The organism is Janibacter sp. DB-40 (genome assembly GCF_029510815.1).
In the GTDB taxonomy this organism is placed as follows: Bacteria; Actinomycetota; Actinomycetes; order Actinomycetales; family Dermatophilaceae; genus Janibacter.
In genome coordinates, this window is record NZ_CP120360.1 from 639,736 (window position 1) to 665,605 (window position 25,870).

Below are 25,870 nucleotides of genomic sequence, written 5' to 3' on the forward strand. Positions count from 1 at the left end.
GTCAGGAGCTGAGCTGGGGGGAGAGGCGCTGGACCTTGGTGAGGTTGTGGTGCGCCTCGACGATCCTGGTGGTGCCGGACTTGCTGCGCATGACGAGGGACTCCGTGGTGGCGCCACCGGGGCGGTAGCGCACTCCGCGCAGCAGCTCGCCGTCGGTGATGCCGGTCGCGACGAAGTAGCAGTTGTCCGTCTGCACGAGGTCGTCGGTGGTGAGGACCTGCTCCAGGTCGTGGCCGGAGTCGATGGCGTGCTGGCGCTCCTCGTCGTCGCTCGGCCACAGGCGCCCCTGGATGACGCCACCGAGGCACTTGATGGCGCAGGCGGTGATGATCCCCTCGGGGGTGCCGCCGACGCCGAGCAGCAGGTCGATGCCGGTCCCGGGGCGGGCGGCCATGATCGCGCCGGCGACGTCGCCGTCGGAGATGAAGCGGATGCGGGCGCCGGCGGCGCGCACCTCCTCGGCGAGCCCGGCGTGCCGGGGACGGTCGAGCATGACGACGGTGACGTCGTCGGGGTGCGTCGACTTGGCCTTGGCGATCCGCCGGATGTTCTCCCCGACGGGCAGGCGGATGTCGACGGCGTCGGCGGCATCAGGACCGGTGACGAGCTTGTCCATGTAGAACACCGCGCTCGGGTCGTACATCGTGCCGCGGTCGGCGACGGCCATGACGGAGACGGCGTTGGTCATGCCCTTGGCGGTGAGCGTCGTCCCGTCGATCGGGTCGACGGCGACGTCGCAGGCGGGTCCGTGGCCGTCGCCGACATGCTCGCCGTTGTAGAGCATCGGGGCCTCGTCCTTCTCGCCCTCACCGATGACGACGACACCGGACATGCGCACGCCGGCGATCATCGAGCGCATCGCGTCGACGGCGGCGCCGTCGGCGCGGTTCTTGTCACCGCGACCGACCCACCGGCCGCCCGCGAGGGCAGCGGCCTCGGTGACCCGGACCAGCTCCATCGCCAGGTTCCGGTCGGGGTGCATGACCCCGGGGCTGGGGGCGGGCGTGCTGGGCTGGTCCATGGGTCTCCTCCGCGTGGTGCTCGTCGCGCTCGAGCCTATCTGTCGCGCCCGGGCGCGCGTGCGACCATGTCGTCCATGAGTTCCACGCCCGGCGAGCACGCCGAGTCAGCCCCTCCGCCGCAGCGCCCGGTCGAGCCCTCACCGGCCGAGCTGGCGGCGCAGCAGGGCGTCCCGGCGCGCGGGGCGAGCCACTACGCCAAGGGCACCGCGGCCAACATGGCCCGGTCCATGATCGTCATCGTCGCGATCGTCATCGCCCTGTACCTCGTCGCCGGCCGCACCAACGGCACCGTCCCCGACACGGTCGAGGTCGTCGGCACGGCCCAGCACCACGCCCAGCAGTCGGGCCACCCCTTCGCCTACCCGGAGGACCTGCCGGAGGGATGGACCCCCTCGAGCGTGCGCTACGCGAGCAGCGAGGGTGCCATGACCTGGCAGGCCGGGTACACCACTCCCGACGACGAGTACGTCTCGGTCAAGCAGGCCGCCGACCCCGAGGAGGAGTGGCTCGGGGTGCAGACGCACGGTGGCGCCCCGGCCGGGGAGCTGCGGACCGACGACGGCGGGGAATGGGCCAAGCGCGTGGCCGACGGCGGTGGCCAGCGCAGCCTCGTGCTCGAGCCGCGGGAGCGGGGCGGGCTGACGACTGTTGTGACCGGGTCGGGCAGCTGGGGCCAGCTGGAGGAGTTCGCCGAGCGGCTGGTCCCCGCCTCGACCGGGGCGAAGGGGGAGTCCCCCGCCTGATCGCGTGCCCGCGAGGGACTCCTGGTGCAGAACCCCCGAGAACCTCGGGGTGCCGGTAGCCGGACGTCCCTCTTGTGCGCGCTGAGCCGCCCGGGAGCGGGTCTCGCCCTGGTCCTCGCGGGCTCAGCCGTCGGTGGGGGGCGTCCCGGAGGGGTCCTCCGACGCACCTGCGGGAGGGGCCTCCTGCGACAGGCTGGCCTCCGCCTTGTCCAACCAGGCCTCGCAGTGCGCGGCGAGCGCCTCGCCGCGCTGCCACAAGCGCATGCTCTCCTCGAGGCCGGCCTGACCCCCTTCGAGCCGGGCGACGAGCTCGACCAGCTCCTGCCGGGCCTCCTCGTAGCCGAGGTCGGCGATGTCGGCGTCCGGCTCGGTGGTGTCGGGGTGCGCGGGCTGCTCGGTCATGGCCACCACCCTAGGCGTCGGGGCCGACTGCGTCGGTGCCTCAGGAGTCGCTGACGCGTGCGGCGAAGTCACCGTCGGCGACGGTCACCCGCAGCAGGTCGTCGACCTCGAGGACCTCGCGGCTGGCGACGACCTCACCGTCGGGTCGCTGGACGATCGCGTAGCCGCGCTCGAGCGTGGACGCGGGGGAGAGGACCCGGGCCTGGGAGCGCAGGTGGGTGACCCGGTCGCGCTCACGGTGCATGCGGGCCTCCACCCGGCCGTGGGCCCGCCGGTGGAGCGAGTGGATGACCTCGCGCTGGGCCCGCACGAAGGCGGTGCGGTCGGTGAGCACGGGCCGGGAGGTCAGCTCCACCAGGCGGTTGCGCTCACGCTGCACGAAGCCCGCCAGGCTCGTCCGTGCCCGCGCCCGGGCATCGGCGATGCCGTCGCGCTCGGCGGCGGCGTCCGGGCAGACCAGCTTGGCGGCGTCCGTCGGGGTCGAGGCGCGTACGTCGGCGACCAGATCGAGCAGCGGGGTGTCGACGTCGTGGCCGATGGCACTGACGACGGGGGTGCGGGCACGTGCCACCGCGCGGACCATCGTCTCGTTGCTGAAGGGCAGCAGGTCCTCGACCGATCCGCCGCCCCGCGTGACGATGATGACGTCGACGTCGTCGATCGCGTCGAGCTCGGTGATGGCGGCGCTCACCTCGGCCACCGACTGGGGACCCTGGACCGGGACCTGCCGGATCGCGAAGGGCAGCCCCGGCCACCGGCGGTGGGCGTTCTCGATGACGTCGCGCTCCGCGGCGCTGGCCCGCCCACAGACGAGCCCGACGCGACGTGGCAGGAAGGGGAGGTGGCTCTTGCGGGAGGCGTCGAAGAGGCCCTCCGAGCGCAGGTTCTGCTTGAGGTACTCGATCCGGGCGAGCAGCTCGCCCACCCCGACGGGGCGCAGCTGGCGCACGTCCATGGTCAGCGAGCCGCGTTGCGTCCAGTAGTCCGGCTTCGCCTGGACCACCACCCGTGCACCCTCGCTCAGCGGGGTGGGCATGGCGTCCAGGGCGGTCACCCGCACGGAGCACGAGAGGGACATGTCGACGTCGGGGTCACGGAGGGTGAGGAAGGCGGTGCGGGCCCCGGGGCGCACCCGCAGCTGGACGACCTGTCCCTCGATCCAGGTCACCGACATCCGGTCGACGTACTCGGCGATCTTCATGCTGAGCACGCGCACCGGCCACGGCGCCTCGGCCGAGGTGTCGGCGGCCTTCTCCGGAAGGGGGCTGCTCACGGTCGACCTCCTGTCCTCGGCCCGTGTCCCGGGACAGTCAAGCAGGTCGCACCGACGACGGTGCGGGGGAGGAGGCCGCCATCAGCGGGTGTTCAGGGCCCTCACCTACGATGGTGGGCATGACCACCAGTGCACCCACGTCCGCCGCCTCCGACGCCGGGCAGAGCACGAAGCGAGTGCTGCTCGCCGCTCCCCGCGGTTACTGCGCCGGGGTCGACCGCGCCGTCGTCTCGGTCGAGCGAGCCCTCGAGCTCTACGGCCCGCCGGTCTACGTGCGCAAGGAGATCGTCCACAACAAGCACGTCGTCGCCACCCTGGAGCAGCGGGGCGCGATCTTCGTCGAGGAGACCGACGAGGTCCCCGAGGGTGCCACCGTCGTCTTCTCGGCGCACGGCGTCGCCCCCGTCGTCCACGACGAGGCCAAGGCCCTGAGCCTGAAGACCATCGACGCGACCTGTCCCCTGGTGACCAAGGTCCACCGCGAGGCCGTGCGCTTCGCCGACGACGACTACGACATCCTGCTCATCGGCCACGAGGGCCACGAGGAGGTCGTCGGCACCTCCGGGGAGGCTCCCGAGAACATCACCCTCGTCGAGAGTCCGGAGGACGTCGACAACGTCGAGGTCCGGGACCCGGACAAGGTCGTGTGGCTCTCCCAGACGACGCTCTCGGTCGACGAGACGATGGAGACCGTTCGTCGTCTGCGGGAGAAGTTCCCTGCACTGCAGGACCCGCCGAGCGATGACATCTGCTACGCCACGCAGAACCGCCAGCTCGCGGTGAAGCAGATGGCCGAGCACTGCGACCTCATGCTCGTCGTCGGCTCGCGCAACTCCTCCAACTCCGTGCGCCTGGTCGAGGTCGCCGTCGAGCACGGTGCCCGCGACGGGCACCTGGTCGACTACGCCGACGAGATCGACGAGTCCTGGCTGGACGGTGTGCGGACCGTCGGTGTCACCTCGGGTGCCTCCGTGCCCGAGATCCTCGTGCGCGGCGTCCTCGACTACCTCGCCGAGCGTGGCTACGGCGACCCGCAGCCGGTCACGGCGGTGGAGGAGAGCGTGGTCTTCTCGCTGCCGAAGGAGTTGCGCAAGGACCTCAAGGCCGCCGGTCGCGACGACAAGATGAAGCACGACGCCGGGTCCCTCGCGGACGCCGGCCAGCTGCACTGATCCACCGACCGCCCGCCGGCGGTCAGAGTCTCGCCCCGATCGCCTCGGCCACTCTCCTGGTGGCCGAGGCGAGGTCGTCCTGGCCCGCCTCGCCGATCTCCTCGTTGCGGAAGGTGATCGCGACCGCCGCGACGGGGTGACTGTCACGGTCGAGCACCGCGGAGGCCACCGAGGACAGCTCCGGCTGGATGCTGCCCACCTCGAGCGCGTACCCGCGGGCCCGCGTCGCGACGAGCTCGCGCCGCAGCGCCGAGGGTGTCCGGGGCCCGCCGTCGACCATCACCGCCGCCGAGGGGTAGAGCGCCGTCACCTGGCGTCGGGGGAGGGCGGCGAGCACCGCCAGCCCGCTCGCGGTGAGCGCGGCCGGCAGGCGCACCCCCACATCGGTCACGAGCGAGGGTCGACCGGCGGCGCGCTCCTCGATGACGTAGAGGACGTCGCGACCGGTCAGCACGGCGAGGTGCGCGTTGTGCGTCGTCGTGTCGACGAGGCGCTCGACGTGCGGCCGCGCCAACCGCTGCAGCGGGTCCTGCCGCTGGTATCCGGCGCCCAGCTCGTGCACCGCCGAGCCGAGCCCGTAGGTGCGCTCCTCGGGGTAGTGCACGACGTAGCCGTGCTCCACGAGCACCGTCAGCAGGTGGTAGGTGCTGCTGCGGGGCAGACCCAGTGCGCGTGCGAGGTGCGCCGCCGGGACCGGCTCGGCCCGACTGGCCAGGTGCGTCAGCGCACGCAGGGCGTGCCCCGCTGCGGTTGCGTTCGCCATGGATCTGTCCTTGCGGTTGTGGGAGCAGACGAAGGGAGGGGATGGCCCTTGGCGCGAAGTCCGCACGACCGGGTGCATCCGTTCACCGATGGACACGGTGCGGACTTCGGCCTGAGTCGGGCCAAACCCCTCCCTTCGCCCACTCCCTGGTCGACGTCTCGTATCCCAGACACTAACCGGGCGGAGTGGGTCCCCGCGAGGGGGCGAAGGGAGTTGCATGGGACCCATGACCACGCAGCAGCAGACCAGGACCGTGACCATCGGCGAGCGACCCCTGACCGTCGACGAGGTCGTCGCCGTGGCCCGCCACCACGCCCCCGTGGAGATCAGCGATGCCGCCTGGGAGCGGGTGCGCGCCGCCCGCACCGTCGTCGAGGGTCTCGCCGAGGACACGGTCGCCCACTACGGCGTCTCCACCGGCTTCGGCGCGCTCGCGACCAGGCACATCCCCCACGAGAAGCGCGCGCAGCTGCAGCGCTCGCTCGTGCGCAGCCACGCCGCGGGCAGCGGGCCCGAGGTCGAGGAGGAGGTCGTGCGCGCGCTGATGCTGCTGCGCATCCAGACCCTGGCCACGGGCCGCACCGGCATCCGCGAGGAGACCCTGCGTCTCTACCTCGCCCTGCTGACCGGGCACATCACCCCCGTCGTCCACGAGTACGGCTCCCTCGGCTGCTCCGGCGACCTGTCGCCACTGAGCCACTGTGCGCTCGTGCTCATGGGTGAGGGCAGCGTGCGCGTCGCCGGGGGTGACGTGGTCGACGCGGGTGAGGCGCTGGCGGCGGCCGGGCTCACGCCGGTCGAGCTGCTCGAGAAGGAGGGCCTGGCCCTCATCAACGGCACCGACGGCATGCTCGGGATGCTGTGCCTGGCCATCCACGACCTGCGCACGCTGCTGACGACCGCCGACATCTCGGCAGCGATGAGCATCGAGGGGCTACTCGGCACCGACGACGTCTTCGCCGCCGACCTGCAGGCGCTGCGTCCGCACCCCGGCCAGGCCCTCGCCGCGGAGAACATGCGTGCGGTCCTCGCCGGCAGCCCGATCCGCGACAGCCACCGCGACCCGGCGGCCTGCACCCGGGTCCAGGACGCGTACTCCCTTCGCTGCTCGCCCCAGGTGCACGGTGGCGCCCGCGACACCGTCGAGTACGCCGCGACCGTCGCCGCGCAGGAGCTTGCCGCCGCCGTCGACAACCCGGTCGTCACCCCCGACGGTCGCGTCGAGTCCAACGGGAACTTCCACGGCGCCCCCGTCGCCTACGTCCTCGACTTCCTGGCGATCGTCGCCGCCGACGTGGCGAGCATGAGCGAGCGGCGCACCGACCGCTTCCTCGACCCGGCGCGCAACCACGGGCTGCCGCCCTTCCTCGCCGATGATCCCGGCGTCGACTCCGGCCTGATGATCGCCCAGTACACCGCCGCCGGCATGGTCAGCGAGATGAAGCGCCTGGCCGCCCCGGCGAGCGTCGACTCCATCCCCAGCAGCGCGATGCAGGAGGACCACGTGTCGATGGGATGGGGCGCCGGCCGCAAGCTGCGCCGCAGCGTCGACGCCCTCTCCCGCGTCGTGGCCGTCGAGCTGTACACCGCAACGCGGGGGATCGCGCTGCGCGCCCCCCTTCGCCCCGCACCGGCCACGGGGGCCGTCATCGCGGCCCTCGCCGAGCGCGGGGACGTCGCCCCCGGACCCGACCGCGTCACCTCCCCCGAGCTGGCCGCCGCCCACGGCGCCGTCCTCGACCGAGCCGTCATCGCCGCCGCCGAGTCGGCGACCGGCCCCCTCAACTGAACCGAGACAACCCGCGCACGTCCCTTCGAGGCTCGGCCGCGAGCGGCCTCACACCTCAGGGAACGTGGATACACGAAGGAGTGAGACCCATGGACGGAGCCCGTCCCGTCCGCGCGCCGCGCGGCACCGAGATCACCGCCAGGAGCTGGCAGACCGAGGCGCCCCTGCGCATGCTGCAGAACAACCTCGACCCCGAGGTGGCCGAGCGTCCCGACGACCTCGTCGTCTACGGCGGCACCGGTCGTGCGGCCCGGTCGTGGGAGGCCTTCGACGCGATCGTGACGGTGCTCGAGGACCTCGAGGACGACGAGACCCTGCTCGTGCAGTCCGGCAAGCCGGTCGGCGTCCTGCGCACCCACGAGTGGGCGCCGCGCGTGCTCATCGCCAACTCCAACCTCGTCGGTGACTGGGCCACCTGGCCGCACTTCCGCACACTCGAGGCCGAGGGCCTGATGATGTACGGCCAGATGACCGCCGGGTCGTGGATCTACATCGCCACGCAGGGCATCCTCCAGGGCACCTTCGAGACCTTCGCCGCCGTCGCCGCCAAGCGCTTCGGCGGCAGCCTCGCCGGGACCATCACCCTCACCGGGGGCTGCGGCGGCATGGGCGGCGCGCAGCCGCTCGCCGTCACCCTCAACGGCGGCGCCTGCCTCGTCGTCGACGTCGACGAGACCCGCCTGCAGCGACGGCGGTCCAAGCGATACCTCGACGAGGTCACCACGGACCTCGACGAGGCCCTGGCCCGGGTCACGGCGGCGAAGGGGGAGGAGCGTGCCCTGTCCGTCGGGCTCGTCGGCAACGCCGCCGAGGTCTTCCCCGAGATCCTGCGCCGGCACCGCGCCGGCGACGTCGAGATCGACGTCGTCACCGACCAGACCAGCGCCCACGACCCGTTGAGCTACCTGCCCGCCGAGATCGCGCTGGACGAGTGGCAGCGCGAGGCCGAGGCCGACCCGGAGGGCTTCACCAAGAAGGCACGCGAGGCGATGGCCGCCCAGGTCCGGGCCATGGTCGAGTTCCAGGACGAGGGCGCCGAGGTCTTCGACTACGGCAACAGCATCCGCGACGAGGCCCGCCACGCCGGCTACACCCGGGCCTTCGCGTTCCCCGGCTTCGTCCCGGCCTACATCCGCCCGCTCTTCTGCGAAGGCCTGGGGCCCTTCCGCTGGGTGGCCCTGTCCGGCGACCCGGAGGACATCAGGGTCACCGACGAGGCGCTCAAGGAGCTCTTCCCCGACAACGCGCACCTGCACTCGTGGCTGGACGCCGCCGCCGAGTACGTCGAGTTCGAGGGGCTGCCGGCGCGCATCTGCTGGCTCGGCTACGGCGAGCGGCACCGGGCCGGGATGCTCTTCAACGACCTCGTCCGCGACGGCAAGGTCAAGGCGCCGATCGTCATCGGCCGCGACCACCTCGACTCCGGCTCCGTCGCCTCGCCCTACCGGGAGACGGAGGGCATGCTCGACGGGACCGACGCGGTCGCCGACTGGCCGCTGCTCAACGCCCTGACTGCGACCTCCTCGGGCGCGACCTGGGTCTCGATCCACCACGGTGGCGGCGTCGGCATGGGCCGGTCCATCCACGCCGGCCAGGTCGGTGTCGCCGACGGCACCGACCTGGCCGCGCAGAAGCTCGAGCGGCTCCTCACCAACGACCCCGGACTGGGCGTGCTGCGGCACGTCGACTCCGGCTACTCGCGGGCGGTCGAGGTGGCCGACGAGCGCGGTGTCCGGGTGCCGATGACCCCGACCGTCCGTGACGGGGGTGATCCGGCGTGAGTGCCGCCTTCGAGTGGACCGGCCGGGACGACGGCCCCGGCCCCGAGCACCGTCGCTTCTTCCACACCGTGACCCGGCCCGGCGAGGGATCGCCGTCGGGTGACGGGCCACCGGCCGACGCCGCACTCATCGGCTTCGCCAGTGACGAGGGGGTGCGGCGCAACGGCGGTCGTGTCGGTGCCGCCGACGGGCCCACCGCCCTGCGGGCCGCGCTGGCCTCGCTCGCCGTGCACGAGGACCTCACCGTCGTCGACCACGGGGACGTGCGGGTCGACGACGCTGACCTCGAAGGGGGGCAGGCGCGCCTCGGCGAGGCCATCGCGGCGGCGCGTCGCGGAGCGCCGTTGACCGTCGTCCTCGGCGGCGGCCACGAGACCGCGTACGGCAGCCACCTCGGCCTGGAGCAGGGCCCGCGCCTCGGGGTGCTCAACCTCGATGCGCACTTCGACCTGCGCGAGGCCGAGCGTCCGACGTCGGGGACGCCCTTCCTGCAGATGGCGCTCGATCGCCGGGAGCGTGGGCTGGACGTGAACTACGCCGTCCTGGGCATCAGCCGCACGAGCAACACGGGTCGGCTCTTCGCCCGGGCGGAGGAGCTCGGTGCGCCGTGGCTGCTCGACGACGACTGCCAGGACCGGGGTGCGCCGCTCGAGTTCGTGCAGCGCTTCCTCGACGGCGTCGACGGGGTGCACCTGTCGATCGACCTCGACGTGCTGCCCGCGGCTGCGGCGCCCGGGGTGAGCGCACCCGCGGCACTGGGGGTGCCCCCCTTCGTCATCCAGTCGGTGTGCGACGCCCTCGTCGACAGCGGACGACTCCTCCACCTCGACGTCACCGAGCTCAACCCGCGGCACGACGTCGACCAGCGGACGGCGAAGCTCGCCGCCCGCCTCATCCACCGCGTCATCACCCGAGCCGCCAGGAGGTCATCGTGAGCACGCTCATCACCAACATCGGCGAGCTCGTCACCTGTGACGGGACGGGCGAAGGGGGCGTCGGCGCCCGCTCCGACCAGGCCCTGGTCGTCGTTGACGGGACCATCGTCTGGACCGGTCCGGTCGCGTCGGCCCCCGCCGCGGACGAGGTCATGGACGTCGGGGGCCGGTGCGTCCTGCCGGGATTCGTCGACAGCCACGCGCACCTCGTCTTCGACGGTGACCGGTCCGCCGAGTTCGCCGCCCGGATGGCCGGGGAGCGCTACGACGGCGGCGGCATCGGGGTGACCGTCGAGGCCACCCGCGCGGCCGGCGACGAGCGGCTGCGGGCCGCACTGGCCGCCCGGGTCGCCGAGATGCGCGCGCAGGGGACGACCACCGTCGAGGTGAAGTCCGGGTACGGGCTCGCCGTCGAGCACGAGGTGCGCGCCCTGCGGCTCGCCGCCGAGGTCACCGACGAGGTGACCTACCTCGGGGCGCACTTCGTGCCGGCGGAGATGCGCGAGGACCGGGACGGCTACCTCGATCTCGTGACCGGGGAGATGCTCGCCGCCTGCGCACCGCACGCCCGGTGGATCGACGTCTTCTGCGAGCCGGCCTCACCGCACGCCTTCACCGGTGAGGAGTCGCGCCGGGTGCTGACCGCCGGGCGCGACGCCGGGCTGGAGCTGCGGGTCCACGGCAACCAGATCGACCACGGGCCGGGGGTCCAGCTCGCCTGCGAGCTCGGTGCGGCGAGCGTCGACCACTGCACGTACCTCTCGAGCGACGATGTCGCCGCCCTGGTGGACAGCGCTGCGACGACGACGGCGACGCTGCTGCCGGGTGTGGAGTTCTCCACGCGGTCGCCCTACCCGGACGCACGGGCGCTCCTCGACGCGGGGGTGTCGGTGGCGATCGCCAGCGACTGCAACCCGGGGACGTGCTTCAGCAGCTCGATGCCCTTCATGGTCGCGCTCGCCGTGCGGGAGATGGGGATGACGCCGAGCGAGGCCGTCGTCGCCGCGACCCGGGGTGGAGCACGCGCGCTGCGACGCGAGGACATCGGTCGGATCGAGGTCGGTGCCCGCGCGGACCTGGCCGTGCTCGAGGCGCCGAACCACCTGCACCTCAGCTATCGCGCGGGCGTGCCGATCGCGCGGGCGCTGGAGGTCTGAGGCGCTCTCAGTACCAGGCCGGCACCCAGTCGTCGGCCGGGTCCTCGCCGACGCGGCCGTCGACGGACTCCCGGAGGAGGTCTGCGTGACCGGTGTGGCGGCCGTACTCCTCGAGGAGGTCGAGCAGGAGCCGGCGGAGGTTCGCCTGGCCGACGTCGGGCATGCCCATGCTCACCGGCCGGTCGAGGCCCCCGTCCGCCGCCGCGTCGGCGTAACGCCTCCGGGCCGTGGCGACGGTCTCGTCGTACAGGGCGTACAGCTCCTCGGGGGGCTGCGTCGGGGCGAAGTCGGAGTCCTCGTCCGCCACGACGTCGTCCCACCGGGGATCGAGCTCGGCGCCGGACAGCCGCGTCGTCGAGTAGTGGTCCTCGACGAGGGCGAGGTGCATGAGGAGGCCGGCGAGCGTGAGGGACGAGGCGCCCAACCGCGCATGCAGGCCGTCGGCATCGAGACCGTCGGCCTTCCACCGGAAGGTGGCCCGCTGCCGGTCCAGGGCCGCCACCAGCTGCTCCGCGTCGGTGCCGGTCAGCGGTGGCTCCCACGGTGGCGATCCCGCCTGGCTCATGACGCCTCCTCGCGATGGCTGGACACTCCATCCTCGCGCCGCCGGTCCCGGTGCACCAGTCCCTCGACGTCGAGATCGGGGCGGCCCTCCTCGGCGGCGACTGCGTCGATGAGCTCGGGCGCGGTGAGCGGACGGGGTGCGGTGGTCACCGCCGGCACCTCGTCGATGGCATCGGTGGTCAGCCCGATCTCACCCATCCGCCGGGCGCTGACGAGCACCCGCGACTCCAGCGAGCCGACGAGCCGGTTGTAGTCCTCGACCGAGCGCTGGAGTGAGCGGCCCATCCGGGTCGCGTGGTCGCCGAGGGTCCCCAGCCGGGCGTACAGCTCGCGGCCGACTGCCAGCAGCTCGCGCGCGTCCTGGGTCACCGCGTCCTGCTGCCAGGTGAACGCGACCGTGCGCAGCAGGGCCAGCAACGTGCCGGGGGAGGCGAGCACGACCTTGCTCGCCATCGCCTCCTCGTGCAGGCCGGGAGCCTGCGAGAGGGCAGTCGCGAGCGTCGCGTCCGAGGGGACGAAGCACACGACCATCTCGGGCGAGGGGTCGAAGGCGCTCCAGTAGGACTTACCCGCCAGGGTCGCCACGTGGCTGCGCAGCGCCGCGGCGTGCCCCTCCAGCAGGCGGGCGCGCTCATCCGGGGCCAGGTCCTCGGCCTGCGCCTGCAACCAGTGGCTCATCGGGGCCTTCGCGTCGACGACGAGATGCTTCTCGCCCGGCAGGTGGACCACGACGTCGGGGCGCACGTCGCGACCGGCGGGGGTCACCCCCTTCGCCTGCTCCTCGAAGTCGCACCGCGCCATGAGACCGGACACCTCGAGGACGCGCCGCAGCTGCACCTCGCCCCACGCCCCCCGCACCGAGGAGACGCGCAGGGAGGAGGCCAGGGACGCCGCCTCGTGGCCCACTCGGGTGGTGGTCTGCTCCACCCGGCCGAGGGCCTCCCGGACCACCGCGAACTGGTCGACCCGGTCACGCTCGAGCTGCTCGACCTTGCGCGAGACACGGCGCAGCGCCTCGCCCATGGGCGCCAGCGCGGCCGCCGTCTCGGCGTCCTCGCCGAGGCTCGCCTCGAGATCGGTCACCCGCTCGCGCAGGCCGTCGCGCTCGACACCCAGCCCCACGACGCGGGCGCGCACCGTCAGCCAGGCCAGGAGTGCGCCGATGAGCACCCCGAGGAGCAGTCCGGTCAGGAGGGTCGCGATGTCCATGGCTCCAGCCAACCAGCGACGGCCGACAACGTCGGGGACGTGGCCGCGACGGGCAGCGGTCGGGTGGTCGCGATGGGCACGTGAGTACGCTGGTCGACATTTCCGCGTCCGTCGCCCGGGCGTCACGACATCGCCACGCTCGGTTCCTCCAGTGGTCCCGACGGGTCGTGACCGACTGGTGCGAGGGACAGCCGTCGATCATGGGAGACACGCGTCATGTCCGAGGAGCACCCGCCGGGCCGGGAGAAGAGGACCACCACCGCAGAGCGACGGAAGGGCGACTCGCTGGCCACCCTCGACTACCAACGGCCCCGTTACCCGCACAACATCCATCCGGCACTGGTGCCGGGCATCGGCATCGACGAGCAACGGCGCCTCTACAGCGTGGACAAGTTCGTCTTCGGCATCGCCGGTGCGCTGACGGTCGCCTTCGTCATCTGGGGCCTGGCCTCCCCGGCCAGCGTGGGCGAGGTGTCCGGGGTGGCCTACGACTGGACGATGAGCCACCTGGGGTGGCTCTTCAACGCCGTGGCGACCGTGGTGCTCGTCTCCCTGATCTGGCTGAGCCTCTCGCGCTACGGGCGCATCCCGCTCGGCAAGGACGGCGAGGAGCCGGAGTTCAGCACCTTCGCCTGGGTGGCGATGCTCTTCGCCGCCGGGCTCGGCATCGGCGTGATGTTCTGGGGCCCCTCCGAGCCGCTGACCTACTTCGTCAACCCGCCGCCGATGACCAACGAGGCGGAGTCCACGGAGGCCCTGCACCACGCCATGGCCCAGACGTACTACCACTGGGGCATCCACGCCTGGGCGATGTACGCGCTCATCGGCGGTGCGGTCGCCTACGCCGCGTACCGACGGGGTCGCTCGCTGCTGATGTCCTCGATCTTCGAGCGGCTCTTCGGCAAGAAGCACACCGAGGGCTGGGCCGGCCGCCTCGTCGACATCTTCGCCATCATCGCGACCCTGTTCGGCACGGCCGCGGCACTGGGGATCGCCGCGCTGCAGATCGGTGAGGGCGCGGTCATCGTCTCCGGCGCCTCGGACCTGACCAACACGATGCTGCTGGTCATCATCGCGGTGCTGTCGGTCGGCTTCGTGATCTCCGCCGTGTCCGGGATCTCCCGGGGCATCCGCTACCTGTCGAACATCAACATCGTCCTCACGATCGGTTTCGCCGGACTCGTCTTCCTGCTGGGGCCGAGCCTCTTCCTGCTCAACCTCCTGCCCTCGGCGACCATCCAGTACGTCGGCTCGCTCTTCGACCTCATGGCCCGGTCGGCCTCCTGGGGGCCGGAGACGCTGGAGTTCCAGTCCGCGTGGACGGTCTACTACTGGGCCTGGTGGATCTCCTGGTCCCCGTTCGTCGGGACGTTCATCGCCCGCATCTCCCGCGGTCGGACCATCCGCCAGTTCCTGCTCGGGGTCATCCTGATCCCCTCGTCGCTGCTCTTCGTCGCCTACGGGATCATGGGCGGCACGGCCATCTCGATGTACCGCGACGACAAGCCCGGGTTCAGCTCGGAGATCAACCCGCCCGAGGTGCTGTTCTCCATCGTGGAGAACCTCCCCTTCGCCGGGTGGCTGCCGGTGCTGATCATGGTCATCCTGGCGATCTTCTTCATCACGGCCGCCGACTCCGCATCGGTCGTCATGGGGATCCTCACCACGCGGGGCAGCCAGGACCCGCCCAAGCCGATCGTGGTCTTCTGGGGCCTGGTCATGGCCGGGATCGCCGTGGTCATGCTCCTGCTCGGTGACGAGTCGGCGCTCACCGGACTGCAGTCGCTGGTGATCATCACCGCGGTGCCCTTCGCCTTCGTGATGCTCCTGATCATCGTCGCCTGGGTCCGGGAGCTGCGCACCGACCCGCACACCCTGCGGCAGCAGTACGCCGAGACGGCCGTGAGCAACGCCGTGGTCGACGGCGTCGACAGGTACAACGACGACTTCCGCATCCACGTCGTCAGGACCGACCCCGGCGAGGGGGCCGGTGCGGGCGTGGACTCGATGCACGAGGACTACACCGGCTGGTACCAGCGCACCGACGAGCACGGCGAGCCGGTCGGGTACGACTTCGAGACCGGCGAGTGGGCCGACGGCTGGGAGCCGGAGACGGAGGAGAGCGGCGAGAACGGCGCGTCGAGCCGGTCGCGGACGGACGTGCCGGGGCCCGCGGCAGAGGACGACCCGAAGGGCGACGGAGGACGCTAGTGGCCCGCGACCGCCAGGCGGAACCCGGTGTGTCCCAGGGACGTGTCCGAGGTGGCAATGGTGCGGGCCGACGTGCGGTACCGCCGGCAGTAGGAGGCGTGGCACAGGTACGACCCCCCGCGGAGAGCGGGCGGGTCGTCCGCGGCGGCGCCCGGAGCGGCCGTCCACTCCCACACGTTGCCGGTCATGTTGTGCAGGCCGAAGGCATTGGCCGGGAACGCATCCGCCGGGACCGTCCCCACGGGAGCCGTGGGCTCGTGGGGGAAGGTGCCGTGGAAGGTCTGCATCCGGGGCACTCCCTCGGGCTCCATCACCTCCCCCAGGGGTAGGGCTGCTGGTCCAGGCCGCCCCGTGCGGCGTACTCCCACTCCGCCTCGGTCGGGAGTCGCGCGCCCACCCAGCCGGCGTAGGCGAGCGCGTCCCGGTGCGAGACGTGGGTGACCGGATGGTCCCCGCGGTCCCCGGCGGACGAGGCCGGTCCCTCGGGGTGGCACCACGTGGCGCCCTCGACCTGCCGCCACCAGGGGGTCTCCGGGACGGCGGGGCAGCGAGCGCGCGCCTCCGGGGGGAGCAGGCCGGCGAAGACCAACGAGTTGCCGTGCAGCTCGGCGTCGGTGCGGTGCCCGGTCTCGAGCACGAACGCGGCGAACTCGGCCACGGTCACCGTCGTCGCACCGATGGCGAAGGGGGCGACCCCCACCGCACGAACCGGCCCCTCACCGTCCTCGGGGTAGGCCCCGGGTGCGTCGCTGCCCATGCGGAACTCCCCGCCGGGAAGGCCGATGAACGGCAGCTGTCCGGGGGCTCGGGCGGCAAGCCGCTCCACGAGAGCGGTGGACCCAGCGCCCTGCCGGCCGGTGCGGTCCGGGCCGCCGGTGCTCTCGCCGCCCCCGGCGTCGACGGCCCGCGACGGTCCGCAGCAGGAACCCATCGCACTCCTCCTCAGCCGACATCACGTGGAAGGAATCGTAGATCGTGAGACCGAACATCATCGTCGTCCAGGCCGACCAGATGGCCCCGCAGGCACTGGGAGCCTATGGGGACGAGGCGGCCAGGACACCGCACATCGACGCTCTGGCGCAGGAGTCCGCAGTCTTCGACCGCGCCTACTGCAACACCCCGTTGTGTGCCCCGTCGCGCGCGTCGATGATGACCGGTCAGATGCCCTCGGAGCTCGGCTGCTACGACAACGGTGACGACTTCCCGGCGTCCAGCCCGACCTTCGCCCACCACCTGCGCGTCGCCGGGTACCACACGGCCCTCATCGGGCGGATGCACTTCATCGGGCCGGACCAGCACCACGGCTTCGAGGAGCGGCTCACCACCGACGTGTACCCGGCGGACATGGACATGGTCCCCGACTGGCAGCGCGCCCTGGACGACCGGTTGCAGTGGTACCACGACGCCGACGCGGTCTACACCGCCGGCGTCTCCAAGGCGACCGTCCAGCAGGACTTCGACGACGAGGTGGGGTTCCACGCCCTGCGCCACCTCAACGACCGGGTCCGGGCCAACCAGGGCGCGGGGGAGGCCGTCCCCTTCCTCATGGTCACCAGCTTCATCCACCCCCACGACCCGTACGAGCCGCCGCTGGAGCACTGGGACCGGTTCGCCGACGTCGACATCCCGGACCCGAAGCATCCGCGGGTGCCGAGCCCGAGCGAGGACCCGCACAGCCACCGGCTGCGCGCCATGAGCGGCTTCGACCGCCGCGAGCCGACCATGGAGGAGATCCGCAGGGCCCGACGGTCGTACTACGCCGCGGTGAGCTACATCGACGACCACGTGGGGCGCATCCTCGATCGGCTGGAGAGCCTCGGGCTGCGGGAGAACACGGTCGTCATCGTCACCAGCGACCACGGCGACATGCTCGGGGAGAAGGGGCTGTGGTTCAAGATGTCGCCGTACGAGCAGTCCTCCCGGGTGCCGCTCATCGTCCACGGGCCGGACCACCTCGTCCCCAGGGGCCGCTATGCCAACCCGGTCTCCCTGCTGGACCTCATGCCCACTCTGCTCGAGCTGGCCGGTGCACCACCACGGCGCGACGAGCTGCCCCGCGGCCTGTCGCTGCTCGAGTCCGCCCGACGCGAAACCGCCGGGGAGGCGGGGCCCGAGGACCGCGATGTCGTCATCGAGTACCTCGCGGAGGGCACGCTGCGGCCCCAGCTGACCCTCGTGCGCGGCCGGTACAAGTACGTGCTCTGCCCCGGGGATCCCGACCAGCTCTTCGACCTGAGCGCCGACCCGGACGAGCAGCACAACATCGCCTCCGAGCGCGCCGACCTCGTGCAGTCGCTGCGAGGGGCACTGGAGGTTCGCTACGACCTGGCGCTGCTCGAGGCGGAGGTGCTGGCCAGCCAGTCCCGGCGACGGTTCGTGGCGGGTGCGCTCGAGCAGGGTCGACGCCGGCCGTGGGACTTCACCCCGCACCCGCAGGAGCGCTACGTCCGTGGTGACTTCTGGGGCGCACTGGCGCACGGCCGGATCCGCGACGTGTGAGGTCGACGGCGCCTCGAGGAGCCAACGGGCATGCGCCGGACGGGCTCGCTCGGGTGCGGCCGGTAGCCTCGTGACATGGCGTCAGAGGAGCTCAACGAGAACGAGGTCATGGAGACCACCCGACGTCCCGATCTCGAGTCGGAGCAGGGGCGCCGGGCGTTCATCCGGGTGCTCAACGCCCGGATGCCGAAGAAGCGCCTCATCGCTCAGGGTGTCCTGCGGACCGAGGACGGGCGGATCGCCCTGTGCGAGCTGGTCTACAAGAAGGACTGGGACCTGCCCGGCGGCATCGTCGACCCGGACGAGTCACCGGCCGACTGCGTCGAGCGAGAGGTGCGTGAGGAGCTCGGCCTCGACGTGAGCGTCCGGGGACTGCTCGCTGTCAACTGGCTGCCGCCCTACCGCGGGTGGGACGACGCGCTGCTGTGCCTCTTCGACCTCGGCTGCGTCGCCGAGGACACGCTCGAGCGGGTGGTCCTCCAGCGCCGCGAGATCAAGGCGGTGCACTGGGCGGACGCGGAGACGATCGAGGAGCGCACCGCCGGGTACACGGCCGAGATGCTCGCCGGGGTTGCGCTCGACGGTCGCGAGGACACCGCCTTCCTCGAGAACTCCGCACACCGGGACGGCATGTGAGCGGCGACCCGTCCGGCGAACGACCTCCCCGTCGGCCGCCTCCGTCGCTGTTCGACCTGTGGGGACGCGAGACGGTCAAGGACATGGTCCTGCTCGTCGCTGCCGTGCCCGTGCTCGCGTGCCTGCTCTACGTCCCGGTCCTCGCCACCTCCGGTGGATCGTGGCCGGCGCTGCTCGGTCTCCTCGTGCTCGCCGTCGCGAACTGGCTGATGCTGCGTCTCGTGCTGGGCCGGTGGGTGGCCGCGGGGACGGACCGGGGTGAGCGCCCCCCTTCGCACCGGTAGACTCTCGTCCCCGTGGCACTCTCCATCGGAATCGTCGGTCTCCCCAACGTCGGCAAGTCGACGATGTTCAACGCACTGACCAAGAACAGCGTCCTCGCCGCGAACTACCCGTTCGCGACCATCGAGCCGAACGTCGGCGTCGTCCCGTTGCCGGACTCCCGGCTCGGTCGGCTCGCCGAGATCTTCGGCAGCGAGAAGATCCTCCCGGCGACGGTCTCCTTCGTCGACATCGCCGGCATCGTGCGCGGCGCGAGCGAAGGGGAGGGGCTGGGGAACAAGTTCCTCGCCAACATCCGCGAGTCGGACGCGATCTGCCAGGTGGTGCGCGCCTTCGTCGACGACGACGTCACCCACGTCGATGGCAAGATCGACCCCTCCTCCGACATGGAGACGATCAACACCGAGCTCGTCCTCGCCGACCTGCAGACCCTCGAGTCCGCCGTCCCGCGCCTCGAGAAGGAGGTCAAGGGGAAGAAGACCGAGAAGGAGGTCCTCGACACCGCGCTCGCCGCGCGCGAGGTCCTCGAGGCCGGCGACACGCTCTTCGCGAAGGGGGAGGCGGCCGGCGTCGACCTCGGGATCGCCCGCCAGCTCGGCCTGCTGACGACCAAGCCCTTCCTCTACGTCTTCAACGTCGACGAGGACCAGCTGACCGACACCGACTTCCAAGACCGCATGCAGGCCCTCGTCGAGCCGGCCGAGGCGATCTTCCTCAACGCCAAGCTCGAGTCCGAGGTCGCCGAGCTCGACGACGAGGACGCCCGCGAGCTCCTCGAGGCCGTCGGCATCGACGAGCCGGGTTTGGACCAGCTCGCGCGCAAGGGCTTCAACACCCTCGGCCTGCAGACCTACCTCACCGCCGGCCCCAAGGAGGCCCGCGCGTGGACGATCCACCGCGGGGACAAGGCGCCGCAGGCCGCCGGCGTCATCCACACCGACTTCGAGCGCGGGTTCATCAAGGCCGAGGTCGTCTCCTACGAGGACCTGGACACGCTCGGCTCGATGAATGAGGCGAAGGCGGCCGGCAAGGTGCGCATGGAGGGCAAGGACTACGTCATGGCCGATGGTGACGTGGTGGAGTTCCGCTTCAACGTGTGAGCCCCCGGGCCCACCCTCGCGCTCGTGACGGGTGCCGAGGGTGAGCCGTCAGGGGCGGTACTCCTCGAAGCCGGAGCCGACGTCCGGGTCGGCGGCGTCAGAGGCCCTCCCCGCCTCCTGTGCCGACAGCAGCGAGTTGCGGATCTCCTGGAAGAGGTCGCCCACCGACCCCGGGTTCGACGGCAGGAAGAGCACGTTCGACTTACCGTTGCGGGCCACGTCCCCCAGCGTGTCGAAGTACTGGTTCATCAGCAGCAGCTGCTCGGCGGTGTCCTCGATGCCGGCTCGCTTGAGCATCTCGTACTGCTCGGCGATGCCGGTGGCGATCGCCTTCCGCTGAGCGGCGACGCCCTCACCCTGCAGCCGCCGGGCATCGGCGTCGGCCTCGGCCTGGGTCACCCGCTTGATCTTGTCCGCCTCGGCCAGCGACTGGGCGGCGTCGCGGTCCCGCTGGGCGGCGTTGATGGAGTTCATCGAGTCCCGCACCCTCTGGTCGGGGGAGATGTCGGTGACCAGGGTGTTGACGATCTGGAAGCCGTAACGGGCCATGGACTCCGACAACCGGTTCTCCACGGCCGAGGCGATGTCGTCCTTGGACTCGAAGGAGGTGTCCAGGGTCATCGACGACAGCGACGAGCGGACGGTGTCGAAGACGTAGGAGCGGATCTGCTCCTCCGGGTTGTCCAGCTTGTAGTAGGCGTCGACGACGTTCTCCTCGCCGATGACGAACTGCACCGCCACGGGGATGGTGACGAAGACGTTGTCCTTGGTCTTGGTCTCGATGTTGACCTCGAGCTGGCGGACGCGCAGCGAGATCGGTCGCGTCGTGGTCTCGATGAAGGGCGTCTTGACGTTCAGGCCCGGCTTGGCGACCTTCTTGTACTTGCCGAAGCGCTCCACGATCACGTTCTCCTGCGTCTTGACCGTGAAGAAGATGCTGGTGCGCAGGCCACCGAAAACGAGGGTCGCCACCCCCGCCACGACGACGGCGACGATGGCAAGGGTGATCAGCAGATCCATGGCGGACTCCGTTGTCAGGGGACGTGGTCCTCCACCGTATCGGTCCACGCCAAGGCCGCCACGGCCCGACGCGACCGTGCAACGTGGAGGCCGGAATAGTCCCAGGCATCCAGGGGCTTCATCCGATGAGGACCGGGAGCCATCGAGCCCCCGGTCGTTCCGTCGACCAAGGAGTTCCACCCGCCGTGCGCGTTCCCCTGAGCATCCTCGATCTCGTCTCCATCTCGGAGGGCTCGTCGGCCCGAGAGGCCATCGCCGACGCCATGTCGGCGGCACGGCTCGCTGACCGGCTCGGTTATGCGCGGATCTGGTACGCCGAGCACCACAACACGGAGAGCATCGCCTCCAGCGCCACGTCACTGGTCATCGCCGAAGCGGCGCACGCCACCGAGCGGATTCGCCTCGGAGCCGGCGGGGTCATGCTGCCCAACCACGCCCCGCTCATGGTGGCCGAGCAGTACGGGACCCTCGCCAACGTCCACGGCGACCGCATCGACCTCGGCCTCGGCCGCGCCCCCGGCACCGACATGATGACGGCCCAGGCGCTGAGCCGCTCCTCGGCGGAGCCCCAGGCCTTCGCGCAGAACATCTACGACCTGCAGGGGTGGTTCGGCCCGGAGGGCACCGGCCACAGCACGCCGATCGCCTCGGTCGTGTCCGCCGGGACGGACGTGCCCATCTGGGTGCTCGGGTCGACCGTCAACGGAGCCTCGATCGCCGGACAGCTGGGCCTGCCCTTCTCCCTGGCCTCGCACTTCGCCCCGGACCAGATCGATGATGCGATCAGGGTCTACCGGGAGAGCTTCACCGCTGATGCGCCGACCGCGCAGATCGAGCAGCCATACGTCATGGCCGGGGTCAACGTGATGGTGGCCGACAGCGATGCCGAGGCCGAGCGGCAGTTCACCACCGTCGGCCAGATGTTCGCCGGCATGGCGCGTGGGGAGCGCGGCAGGCTGCGGCCTCCGGTTGACGCCGGCACCCCGGGCCTCGACAGCCCGATGCTTGCCGTCAAGGCCATCGGCTCACCCGCGCGTGCCGTGCGGCAGCTGGAGGAGTTCGTCGAGCGTACGGGCGCCGACGAACTCATCACCGTGACCTATGCCTTCGAGCCATCCGTCCGGGAGCGCTCGATCGAGCTGCTGGCGCAGGCCTGGGACTGACCCACACCCCTCGGCCCCGCTCGGAGTCAGGACGCGGCCTGCACGATCAGCCGCCGCCACTCGTCCTCGTCCTTGCCCGTCGCGACGAGGGTGTCGGGGTCCTGCTCGTCCCGGACGAAGGCGTGGCAGTCGCCGCCCTCCTGCGCGAGGACGAGGTCCGTGCTCGTGTGCCCACCGGAGTCGTCCCACCGGTTGACGGTGACCAGGGCCGTGCAGGGGCTGCTGCCCAGGAGCGTGTCCGCATCGGCGCCCTCGGGTCCACGACCGCCGGAGGGAAGGCGCTTCCACAACCGCTCCAGCGCCTCCTCGTGGCCGCGCAGGGAGTAGGTGTGGATGCCCAGCGCATCGATGAGCACCTCGAGGGTGATGCCCTCCGGCTGCGGCATGAGCACGAACCGCCACGGCTGGTCCGGCTCCGTACCCGTGACGCGAGCGTCGATGGCGATCCGTGAGCGGTGCTGGACGGCGGTCCCGATGCCGAGGTCGCCCCGCACCTGCAGCGTGTCCGAGCCCCTGTCGGTCGAGATGAGGCCCCGGGCTGCGAGGGAGCGCACGGCCTCGGCGATGAGCTCGGGGGCGGGCTTCTCCTCGAAGAGGTGGTCGATCGCGCCGACGGCGTCGATCTCGGCCAGGGTGTAGGCGCCGAGGAGGACCGGGCCGGTCCCCACGAGGTCCACGAGGTTCTCGAGGGTCTCGGCCGGGATGTCGGCCGAGCTCGTCGTGCTGGTCATGGTTCCTCCTGTGTCGGCGACCGGCGGCAGGGTCCATCGGGGCGGCCCGGCCCCACGAGCCCGGTCGAGCGCCCGTCGCGCGTCCTGGACCTGCCCGGTGTGCACGTGGATGTTGACGGCGCCGAACATGCCGCGCCCGTTGCGCGTCCCCGGATCGAAGACGAGCTCGGCCGTGGTGCTCGCCCGGTCCGGCGGCGGGAAGTGCCGCGCGAGGTCGGGTGAGGCGGACGTGGTGTCGTCCGCGTCCTCGATCCTTTCCAGGGCGGCAGTCAGCTCGTCGAGAGCCGCCGGGGACACCGGGAGCGACGAGGAGATGGCCGGGGAGAGGTACATCGGCCACCGCTCGGTCTGCTTCGACAGTCCCCACGGGCCGACGTTGCTCTTGGTGATGCGGTAGACGACGAAGTCGCACAGGTGCAGGAAGTCGGTCCACGTCGGCAGGCGGAAGCCGTGCCCCATCGCCGCCGGGGTCTTCTCGAACTGCAGCCACGTCCCCGTCCTCGTGCGACCGTGCAGCTTCTCCCGCACGAGCGGGCCCTTCATGCCCAGGTCCGGGTACTGCGACTTGTCCATCGTCTTGTGGTGGCTGGACAGGCGCTCCCGGGACGTGGGGAAGCGCCACCTCTCGTAGAGGTCGGGATCGTCGACGAGCACGTGCCCGCCCCAGAGGACCTCGCGCAGCTGTGGCACGTCGAGCCCGTGCCGCTCGAGGTCCTGGATGATCGTCGCCTCGTGGTCGGTGAGGCGGTCGACGGCGAGCTCCAGGCCGTCGCGGTACTCGCCGACCCGGGAGGTGATGTCGACGAGCAACTTCACCCGGCGCCGGATCCGGTCTCCCTCGGCGCGGTCGACGCTGGTGCCCGTGGGCGTCGGCTGTGGTGACGTCCTCACCATGGCACCGTACTGCCCAGAGGGGTCCGCGGGGAGGGGGCGAATCAGCGAGACGTGGGGTGGCGGCGTGCGGAGCCTCCCCGTGCCCACCGCCTGCGGTGGATAGGGTCGACCCGGGAGCGTGGGAAGGCCGCCGTGAACGACATCGCGATGACACTGATCGCTGCCGCAGCGTTCGGCACGGTCGCGCACGTGCTGCGCGTACCGGCGCTGGTCGGCTTCCTCGCGGCGGGCTTCGTGCTCGGTGGCGTGCCGGTCGAGCCCTTCCCCGGACTGGAGGAGCTGGCCGGGGTCGGTGTCACGCTCCTGCTGTTCACCATCGGGCTCAAGTTCGACGTCCGGTCCCTGCTGCGCCCCGAGGCGTACGGGACCGCGTCCCTGCATCTCGTGTTCAGCGTGCTCGTGGGTGCCGGTGCGGTCGGGGCCGCGGGGGCCATGGGCTTCGCCGCCGTCGAGGGATGGCGCACCCTGGTCCTGATGGGATTCGCCCTTCCTTCTCGTCCACCGTGCTGTGCATGAAGGTCCTGGAGGAACGCTCGGACGACGGGTCCTTCTACGGGCAGACGGCGATCGCGATCCTGGTGATCCAGGACCTGCTGGCGGTGGCGTTCATCACCGCCACCGGTGACGAGCCGCTGAGCCCGTGGGCCCTCGCGCTGGTGCTCGTCCTTCCTCTGGCGTGGCTGCTGCGCCACGTCCTGGACCGCATCGGGCACGACGAGCTCGTCGTGCTCTTCGGTGTCGCCATGGCGCTCGGTCCCGGCTACTTCGCGTTCGAGGCCGTGGGCATCAAGGGTGATCTCGGAGCGCTGGTGATGGGCCTGCTGTTCGCGAGTCACCCTCGCGCCATCGAGATGTCCAAGGCCCTCTTCAGCGTCAAGGAGCTGTTCCTCGTCGGGTTCTTCCTCACGATCGGGATGACCTCGTCCCCGACCTGGGCCGACGCGACCATGGCCGTGGTCCTGTGCCTCGTGCTGTTGCCGTTGACGTTCATCGGCTTCGTGGTCCTCGGCCGGGCCTTCGGCCTGCGCAACCGGACCACGGTCCGGATGGGGCTGGTCCTCAGCAACTTCTCCGAGTTCTCCATCATCGTCACCGCCGTCGGGGTGACCAGCGGCCTGCTGCCCGGGCGCTGGCTGACGGTCGTGGCCTTCGCCGTCGCGGTGAGCATGGTCGTCTCCTCGCTGCTCAACGCCCACGGGCTCCGGCTCACCACTGCGCTGAGCGACCTGCTCCCGGCCCAGGACCCGGCAAGGCTGCGCCACTCCGACCGGCCGATCGACACGAGCGGATCCGACGTCGTCGTGCTCGGGATGGGCCGTGTGGGCAGGGCCGCCTACGAGCGGCTCACCCACGAGGGGCAGATGGCGGTCCTGGGCATCGACAACGACCACGCGGTGATCACCCGGCTGGAGGAGGACGGGCTCAACGTGCTCGAGGGCGACGCGACCGATCTGGAGTTCTGGACCCGCCTGGTCTCCGGTGGGTTCGTCACCACCGTCGTCCTGGCGATGGCTTTCCACGACTCGAACGCCTATGCCCTCGAGCGGCTGCACGACGCGGGGTTCGCCGGTCGGATCGTCGCGGTGGCGCAGCACCCGGACCAGGTCGCCCACCTCTCCGAGGAGGGGGTGCACGCGGTCCTGAACATCTATGCGGGAGCGGGGCACTCCCTGGCGGCCCTCGCGATGCGTCTGCCGGAGTGAGGGCGAAGGGGGGGCACCCCCTTCGCCGTCGTCCGCAGCGTCACATGGGCGTGCCGACCCGCAGATCCTCGTGGCCGACCACGGAGGCGAAGTAGTCCGCCACCTGCGCCTCGTCCCAGCCGTGCGCCTCACGCAGGCCCTCCGCGAGCATGGCGAGGTACGCCGGCTCGGGCCGCGTGTGCGGCACCGCGTCCAGGCCGTGGGGGGCGGTGAAGGTCAGCATCGGCAGGCCCTCGTGACGACCCACCTCGATGAGCGTCTCGTAGTGCCCGGGGCCGGCGTGGTGACGCGCGTCCGGCAGGCCCGCGAGGAGCACCTCCTCGAGCGGGTCGTCCGGGTCGGGGATGCGGTGCATCTCCTGGTTCGCCAGATCGACGAACTGACCGACGGTGATGCGGTACGCGCGTGCCGGCGTCCCGCTCGGTGCGTCGTGGTCGTAGAAGGCCACCCCACCACCCCAGGTGGGCGAGTCGCCCGCGAAGTACAGGCTCCCGGGGAGGGTGACCGCCAGGTCGGCGACCGGCATGGTCGCGTCGCGGGCGCCGCCGTAGGTCACCGCGGAGCCGGGTGGGCGGCCCCCTTCGATGTAGCACCCGAGGCGCCGGCGGGACATGTTGGAGCCGTAGCTGACGTACCAGATCTCTGACGCAGGCATCGTTCCCATTGTGGGGTACCCCCGTCGCACGGCGCGATCACACCCCTGCGCGAGTGCACGTGCCGCGAGGCGGCGGAGCGTCGGTCCACCCCCCGTCCGAGGGGCACCCGAATATCTACTATGCTTTGTAGTGGAAAATCGGTTGGACGATGAAGGAGTTGCCAGT

Annotated in this window: 24 protein-coding genes and 1 pseudogene; 14 read left to right on the forward strand and 11 right to left on the reverse strand. The window is 71.4% G+C overall.

The window, feature by feature from the left end:
- Position 1 precedes the first annotated feature (1 nt).
- The gene (glpX, locus tag PVE36_RS03165; protein WP_277454522.1) at positions 2–1,021 is read right to left on the reverse strand and encodes a class II fructose-bisphosphatase; all 1,020 of its coding nucleotides are present in this window, start codon (positions 1,019–1,021) and stop codon (positions 2–4) included.
- A 75-nt stretch (positions 1,022–1,096) separates the two neighbouring features.
- Between glpX and PVE36_RS03170 the strand changes: the two genes are divergently transcribed.
- Positions 1,097–1,765 (forward strand): DUF4245 domain-containing protein, encoded by a 669-nt coding sequence (locus tag PVE36_RS03170; protein WP_277454524.1) that lies wholly within the window; start codon positions 1,097–1,099, stop codon positions 1,763–1,765.
- 123 nt (positions 1,766–1,888) lie between these two features.
- Here PVE36_RS03170 and PVE36_RS03175 read toward each other — a convergent pair whose 3' ends face one another.
- A complete protein-coding gene (locus tag PVE36_RS03175; protein WP_277454525.1) occupies positions 1,889–2,167 on the reverse strand; it encodes an exodeoxyribonuclease VII small subunit in 279 nt (92 codons plus the stop codon).
- A 40-nt stretch (positions 2,168–2,207) separates the two neighbouring features.
- Positions 2,208–3,440 (reverse strand): exodeoxyribonuclease VII large subunit, encoded by a 1,233-nt coding sequence (gene xseA, locus PVE36_RS03180; protein WP_277454526.1) that lies wholly within the window; start codon positions 3,438–3,440, stop codon positions 2,208–2,210.
- Between the two features lie 119 nt (positions 3,441–3,559).
- Between xseA and PVE36_RS03185 the strand changes: the two genes are divergently transcribed.
- Complete coding sequence (locus PVE36_RS03185; RefSeq protein WP_277454528.1) at positions 3,560–4,612, forward strand: 4-hydroxy-3-methylbut-2-enyl diphosphate reductase; 1,053 nt, start codon at positions 3,560–3,562, stop codon at positions 4,610–4,612.
- A gap of 22 nt (positions 4,613–4,634) precedes the next feature.
- On the opposite strand, the gene PVE36_RS03190 is transcribed toward PVE36_RS03185, so the two are convergent.
- Positions 4,635–5,375: an IclR family transcriptional regulator gene (locus PVE36_RS03190; RefSeq protein ID WP_277454529.1), complete on the reverse strand. Its 741-nt coding sequence runs from the start codon at positions 5,373–5,375 to the stop codon at positions 4,635–4,637.
- A 226-nt stretch (positions 5,376–5,601) separates the two neighbouring features.
- Here PVE36_RS03190 and hutH point away from each other — a divergent pair, with 226 nt between their 5' ends.
- The 4 genes from hutH (at position 5,602) to hutI (ending at position 11,037) form a co-directional block, all read left to right on the forward strand.
- Positions 5,602–7,164, forward strand: a complete 1,563-nt coding sequence (gene hutH / locus PVE36_RS03195) for a histidine ammonia-lyase (protein ID WP_277454530.1) — start codon at positions 5,602–5,604, stop codon at positions 7,162–7,164.
- Between the two features lie 89 nt (positions 7,165–7,253).
- The gene (hutU, locus tag PVE36_RS03200; RefSeq protein WP_277454531.1) at positions 7,254–8,945 is read left to right on the forward strand and encodes a urocanate hydratase; all 1,692 of its coding nucleotides are present in this window, start codon (positions 7,254–7,256) and stop codon (positions 8,943–8,945) included.
- Positions 8,942–9,880, forward strand: a complete 939-nt coding sequence (gene hutG, locus PVE36_RS03205; protein WP_277454532.1) for a formimidoylglutamase — start codon at positions 8,942–8,944, stop codon at positions 9,878–9,880. Before hutU ends, hutG begins: the two co-directional genes overlap by 4 nt.
- On the forward strand, positions 9,877–11,037 hold the full coding sequence (gene hutI / locus PVE36_RS03210; protein ID WP_277454533.1) for an imidazolonepropionase: 1,161 nt from the start codon (positions 9,877–9,879) through the stop codon (positions 11,035–11,037). The genes hutG and hutI overlap by 4 nt, the downstream gene beginning before the upstream one ends.
- A gap of 7 nt (positions 11,038–11,044) precedes the next feature.
- Here the strand turns inward: hutI and PVE36_RS03215 are convergent, their stop codons facing one another.
- Complete coding sequence (locus PVE36_RS03215; RefSeq protein WP_277454534.1) at positions 11,045–11,602, reverse strand: DUF664 domain-containing protein; 558 nt, start codon at positions 11,600–11,602, stop codon at positions 11,045–11,047.
- Positions 11,599–12,810: a DNA recombination protein RmuC gene (locus PVE36_RS03220; RefSeq protein ID WP_277454535.1), complete on the reverse strand. Its 1,212-nt coding sequence runs from the start codon at positions 12,808–12,810 to the stop codon at positions 11,599–11,601. Before PVE36_RS03220 ends, PVE36_RS03215 begins: the two co-directional genes overlap by 4 nt.
- A 216-nt stretch (positions 12,811–13,026) precedes the next feature.
- Between PVE36_RS03220 and PVE36_RS03225 the strand changes: the two genes are divergently transcribed.
- Entirely contained in the window at positions 13,027–15,021 is a 1,995-nt protein-coding gene (locus tag PVE36_RS03225) for a BCCT family transporter (RefSeq protein ID WP_277454536.1), read from the forward strand.
- On the opposite strand, the gene PVE36_RS03230 is transcribed toward PVE36_RS03225, so the two are convergent.
- Together PVE36_RS03230 and PVE36_RS03235 are read right to left on the reverse strand one after the other, a co-directional pair.
- Positions 15,018–15,308, reverse strand: a complete 291-nt coding sequence (locus tag PVE36_RS03230) for an SUMF1/EgtB/PvdO family nonheme iron enzyme (protein ID WP_277454537.1) — start codon at positions 15,306–15,308, stop codon at positions 15,018–15,020. The genes PVE36_RS03225 and PVE36_RS03230 overlap by 4 nt on opposite strands.
- 23 nt (positions 15,309–15,331) lie before the next feature.
- Complete coding sequence (locus PVE36_RS03235) at positions 15,332–15,952, reverse strand: SUMF1/EgtB/PvdO family nonheme iron enzyme (RefSeq protein WP_277454538.1); 621 nt, start codon at positions 15,950–15,952, stop codon at positions 15,332–15,334.
- A gap of 44 nt (positions 15,953–15,996) precedes the next feature.
- On the opposite strand from PVE36_RS03235, the gene betC reads away from it, so the two are divergent.
- From betC to ychF, 4 genes are all read left to right on the forward strand, one after another.
- A complete protein-coding gene (gene betC, locus PVE36_RS03240) occupies positions 15,997–17,520 on the forward strand; it encodes a choline-sulfatase (RefSeq protein ID WP_277454540.1) in 1,524 nt (507 codons plus the stop codon).
- Positions 17,521–17,595: 75 nt separating this feature from the next.
- Complete coding sequence (locus PVE36_RS03245) at positions 17,596–18,156, forward strand: NUDIX hydrolase (protein ID WP_277454541.1); 561 nt, start codon at positions 17,596–17,598, stop codon at positions 18,154–18,156.
- Positions 18,153–18,440, forward strand: coding sequence for a hypothetical protein (locus tag PVE36_RS03250; RefSeq protein WP_277454542.1), 288 nt, complete (start codon positions 18,153–18,155; stop codon positions 18,438–18,440). Before PVE36_RS03245 ends, PVE36_RS03250 begins: the two co-directional genes overlap by 4 nt.
- A gap of 12 nt (positions 18,441–18,452) precedes the next feature.
- Complete coding sequence (ychF, locus tag PVE36_RS03255; protein ID WP_277454543.1) at positions 18,453–19,538, forward strand: redox-regulated ATPase YchF; 1,086 nt, start codon at positions 18,453–18,455, stop codon at positions 19,536–19,538.
- A gap of 48 nt (positions 19,539–19,586) precedes the next feature.
- Here the strand turns inward: ychF and PVE36_RS03260 are convergent, their stop codons facing one another.
- Positions 19,587–20,558 carry an SPFH domain-containing protein gene (locus PVE36_RS03260; RefSeq protein ID WP_277454544.1) on the reverse strand — a complete coding sequence of 324 codons (972 nt, stop codon included), beginning with the start codon at positions 20,556–20,558 and terminating at the stop codon, positions 19,587–19,589.
- A 185-nt stretch (positions 20,559–20,743) separates the two neighbouring features.
- On the opposite strand from PVE36_RS03260, the gene PVE36_RS03265 reads away from it, so the two are divergent.
- Complete coding sequence (locus PVE36_RS03265; protein ID WP_277454545.1) at positions 20,744–21,721, forward strand: LLM class flavin-dependent oxidoreductase; 978 nt, start codon at positions 20,744–20,746, stop codon at positions 21,719–21,721.
- Positions 21,722–21,747: 26 nt separating this feature from the next.
- Here PVE36_RS03265 and PVE36_RS03270 read toward each other — a convergent pair whose 3' ends face one another.
- Positions 21,748–23,343, reverse strand: a complete 1,596-nt coding sequence (locus PVE36_RS03270) for a hypothetical protein (protein WP_277454546.1) — start codon at positions 23,341–23,343, stop codon at positions 21,748–21,750.
- Positions 23,344–23,493: 150 nt separating this feature from the next.
- Here PVE36_RS03270 and PVE36_RS03275 point away from each other — a divergent pair.
- Positions 23,494–24,470 (forward strand): annotated as a pseudogene (locus tag PVE36_RS03275) (cation:proton antiporter); the annotation flags it as partial.
- 186 nt (positions 24,471–24,656) lie between these two features.
- Positions 24,657–25,049, forward strand: a complete 393-nt coding sequence (locus PVE36_RS03280; protein ID WP_277455749.1) for an NAD-binding protein — start codon at positions 24,657–24,659, stop codon at positions 25,047–25,049.
- Between the two features lie 40 nt (positions 25,050–25,089).
- On the opposite strand, the gene PVE36_RS03285 is transcribed toward PVE36_RS03280, so the two are convergent.
- On the reverse strand, positions 25,090–25,704 hold the full coding sequence (locus PVE36_RS03285) for a histone deacetylase (RefSeq protein WP_277454547.1): 615 nt from the start codon (positions 25,702–25,704) through the stop codon (positions 25,090–25,092).
- Between the last annotated feature and the right edge of the window lie 166 nt (positions 25,705–25,870).

Bases quoted from the DNA above. Each gene is read 5' to 3' on its own strand.
- glpX (WP_277454522.1), bottom strand. From the start codon at position 1,021: ATGGACCAGCCCAGCACGCCCGCCCCCAGCCCCGGGGTCATGCACCCC.
- PVE36_RS03185 (WP_277454528.1), top strand. From the start codon at position 3,560: ATGACCACCAGTGCACCCACGTCCGCCGCCTCCGACGCCGGGCAGAGC.
- PVE36_RS03170 (WP_277454524.1), top strand. From the start codon at position 1,097: ATGAGTTCCACGCCCGGCGAGCACGCCGAGTCAGCCCCTCCGCCGCAG.
- PVE36_RS03220 (WP_277454535.1), bottom strand. From the start codon at position 12,810: ATGGACATCGCGACCCTCCTGACCGGACTGCTCCTCGGGGTGCTCATC.
- PVE36_RS03280 (WP_277455749.1), top strand. From the start codon at position 24,657: ATGGGCCGTGTGGGCAGGGCCGCCTACGAGCGGCTCACCCACGAGGGG.
- PVE36_RS03215 (WP_277454534.1), bottom strand. From the start codon at position 11,602: ATGAGCCAGGCGGGATCGCCACCGTGGGAGCCACCGCTGACCGGCACC.
- hutH (WP_277454530.1), top strand. From the start codon at position 5,602: ATGACCACGCAGCAGCAGACCAGGACCGTGACCATCGGCGAGCGACCC.
- PVE36_RS03235 (WP_277454538.1), bottom strand. From the start codon at position 15,952: ATGGGTTCCTGCTGCGGACCGTCGCGGGCCGTCGACGCCGGGGGCGGC.
- PVE36_RS03225 (WP_277454536.1), top strand. From the start codon at position 13,027: ATGTCCGAGGAGCACCCGCCGGGCCGGGAGAAGAGGACCACCACCGCA.
- hutU (WP_277454531.1), top strand. From the start codon at position 7,254: ATGGACGGAGCCCGTCCCGTCCGCGCGCCGCGCGGCACCGAGATCACC.
- PVE36_RS03260 (WP_277454544.1), bottom strand. From the start codon at position 20,558: ATGGATCTGCTGATCACCCTTGCCATCGTCGCCGTCGTCGTGGCGGGG.
- PVE36_RS03230 (WP_277454537.1), bottom strand. From the start codon at position 15,308: ATGCAGACCTTCCACGGCACCTTCCCCCACGAGCCCACGGCTCCCGTG.
- PVE36_RS03285 (WP_277454547.1), bottom strand. From the start codon at position 25,704: ATGCCTGCGTCAGAGATCTGGTACGTCAGCTACGGCTCCAACATGTCC.
- PVE36_RS03245 (WP_277454541.1), top strand. From the start codon at position 17,596: ATGGCGTCAGAGGAGCTCAACGAGAACGAGGTCATGGAGACCACCCGA.
- PVE36_RS03175 (WP_277454525.1), bottom strand. From the start codon at position 2,167: ATGACCGAGCAGCCCGCGCACCCCGACACCACCGAGCCGGACGCCGAC.
- PVE36_RS03190 (WP_277454529.1), bottom strand. From the start codon at position 5,375: ATGGCGAACGCAACCGCAGCGGGGCACGCCCTGCGTGCGCTGACGCAC.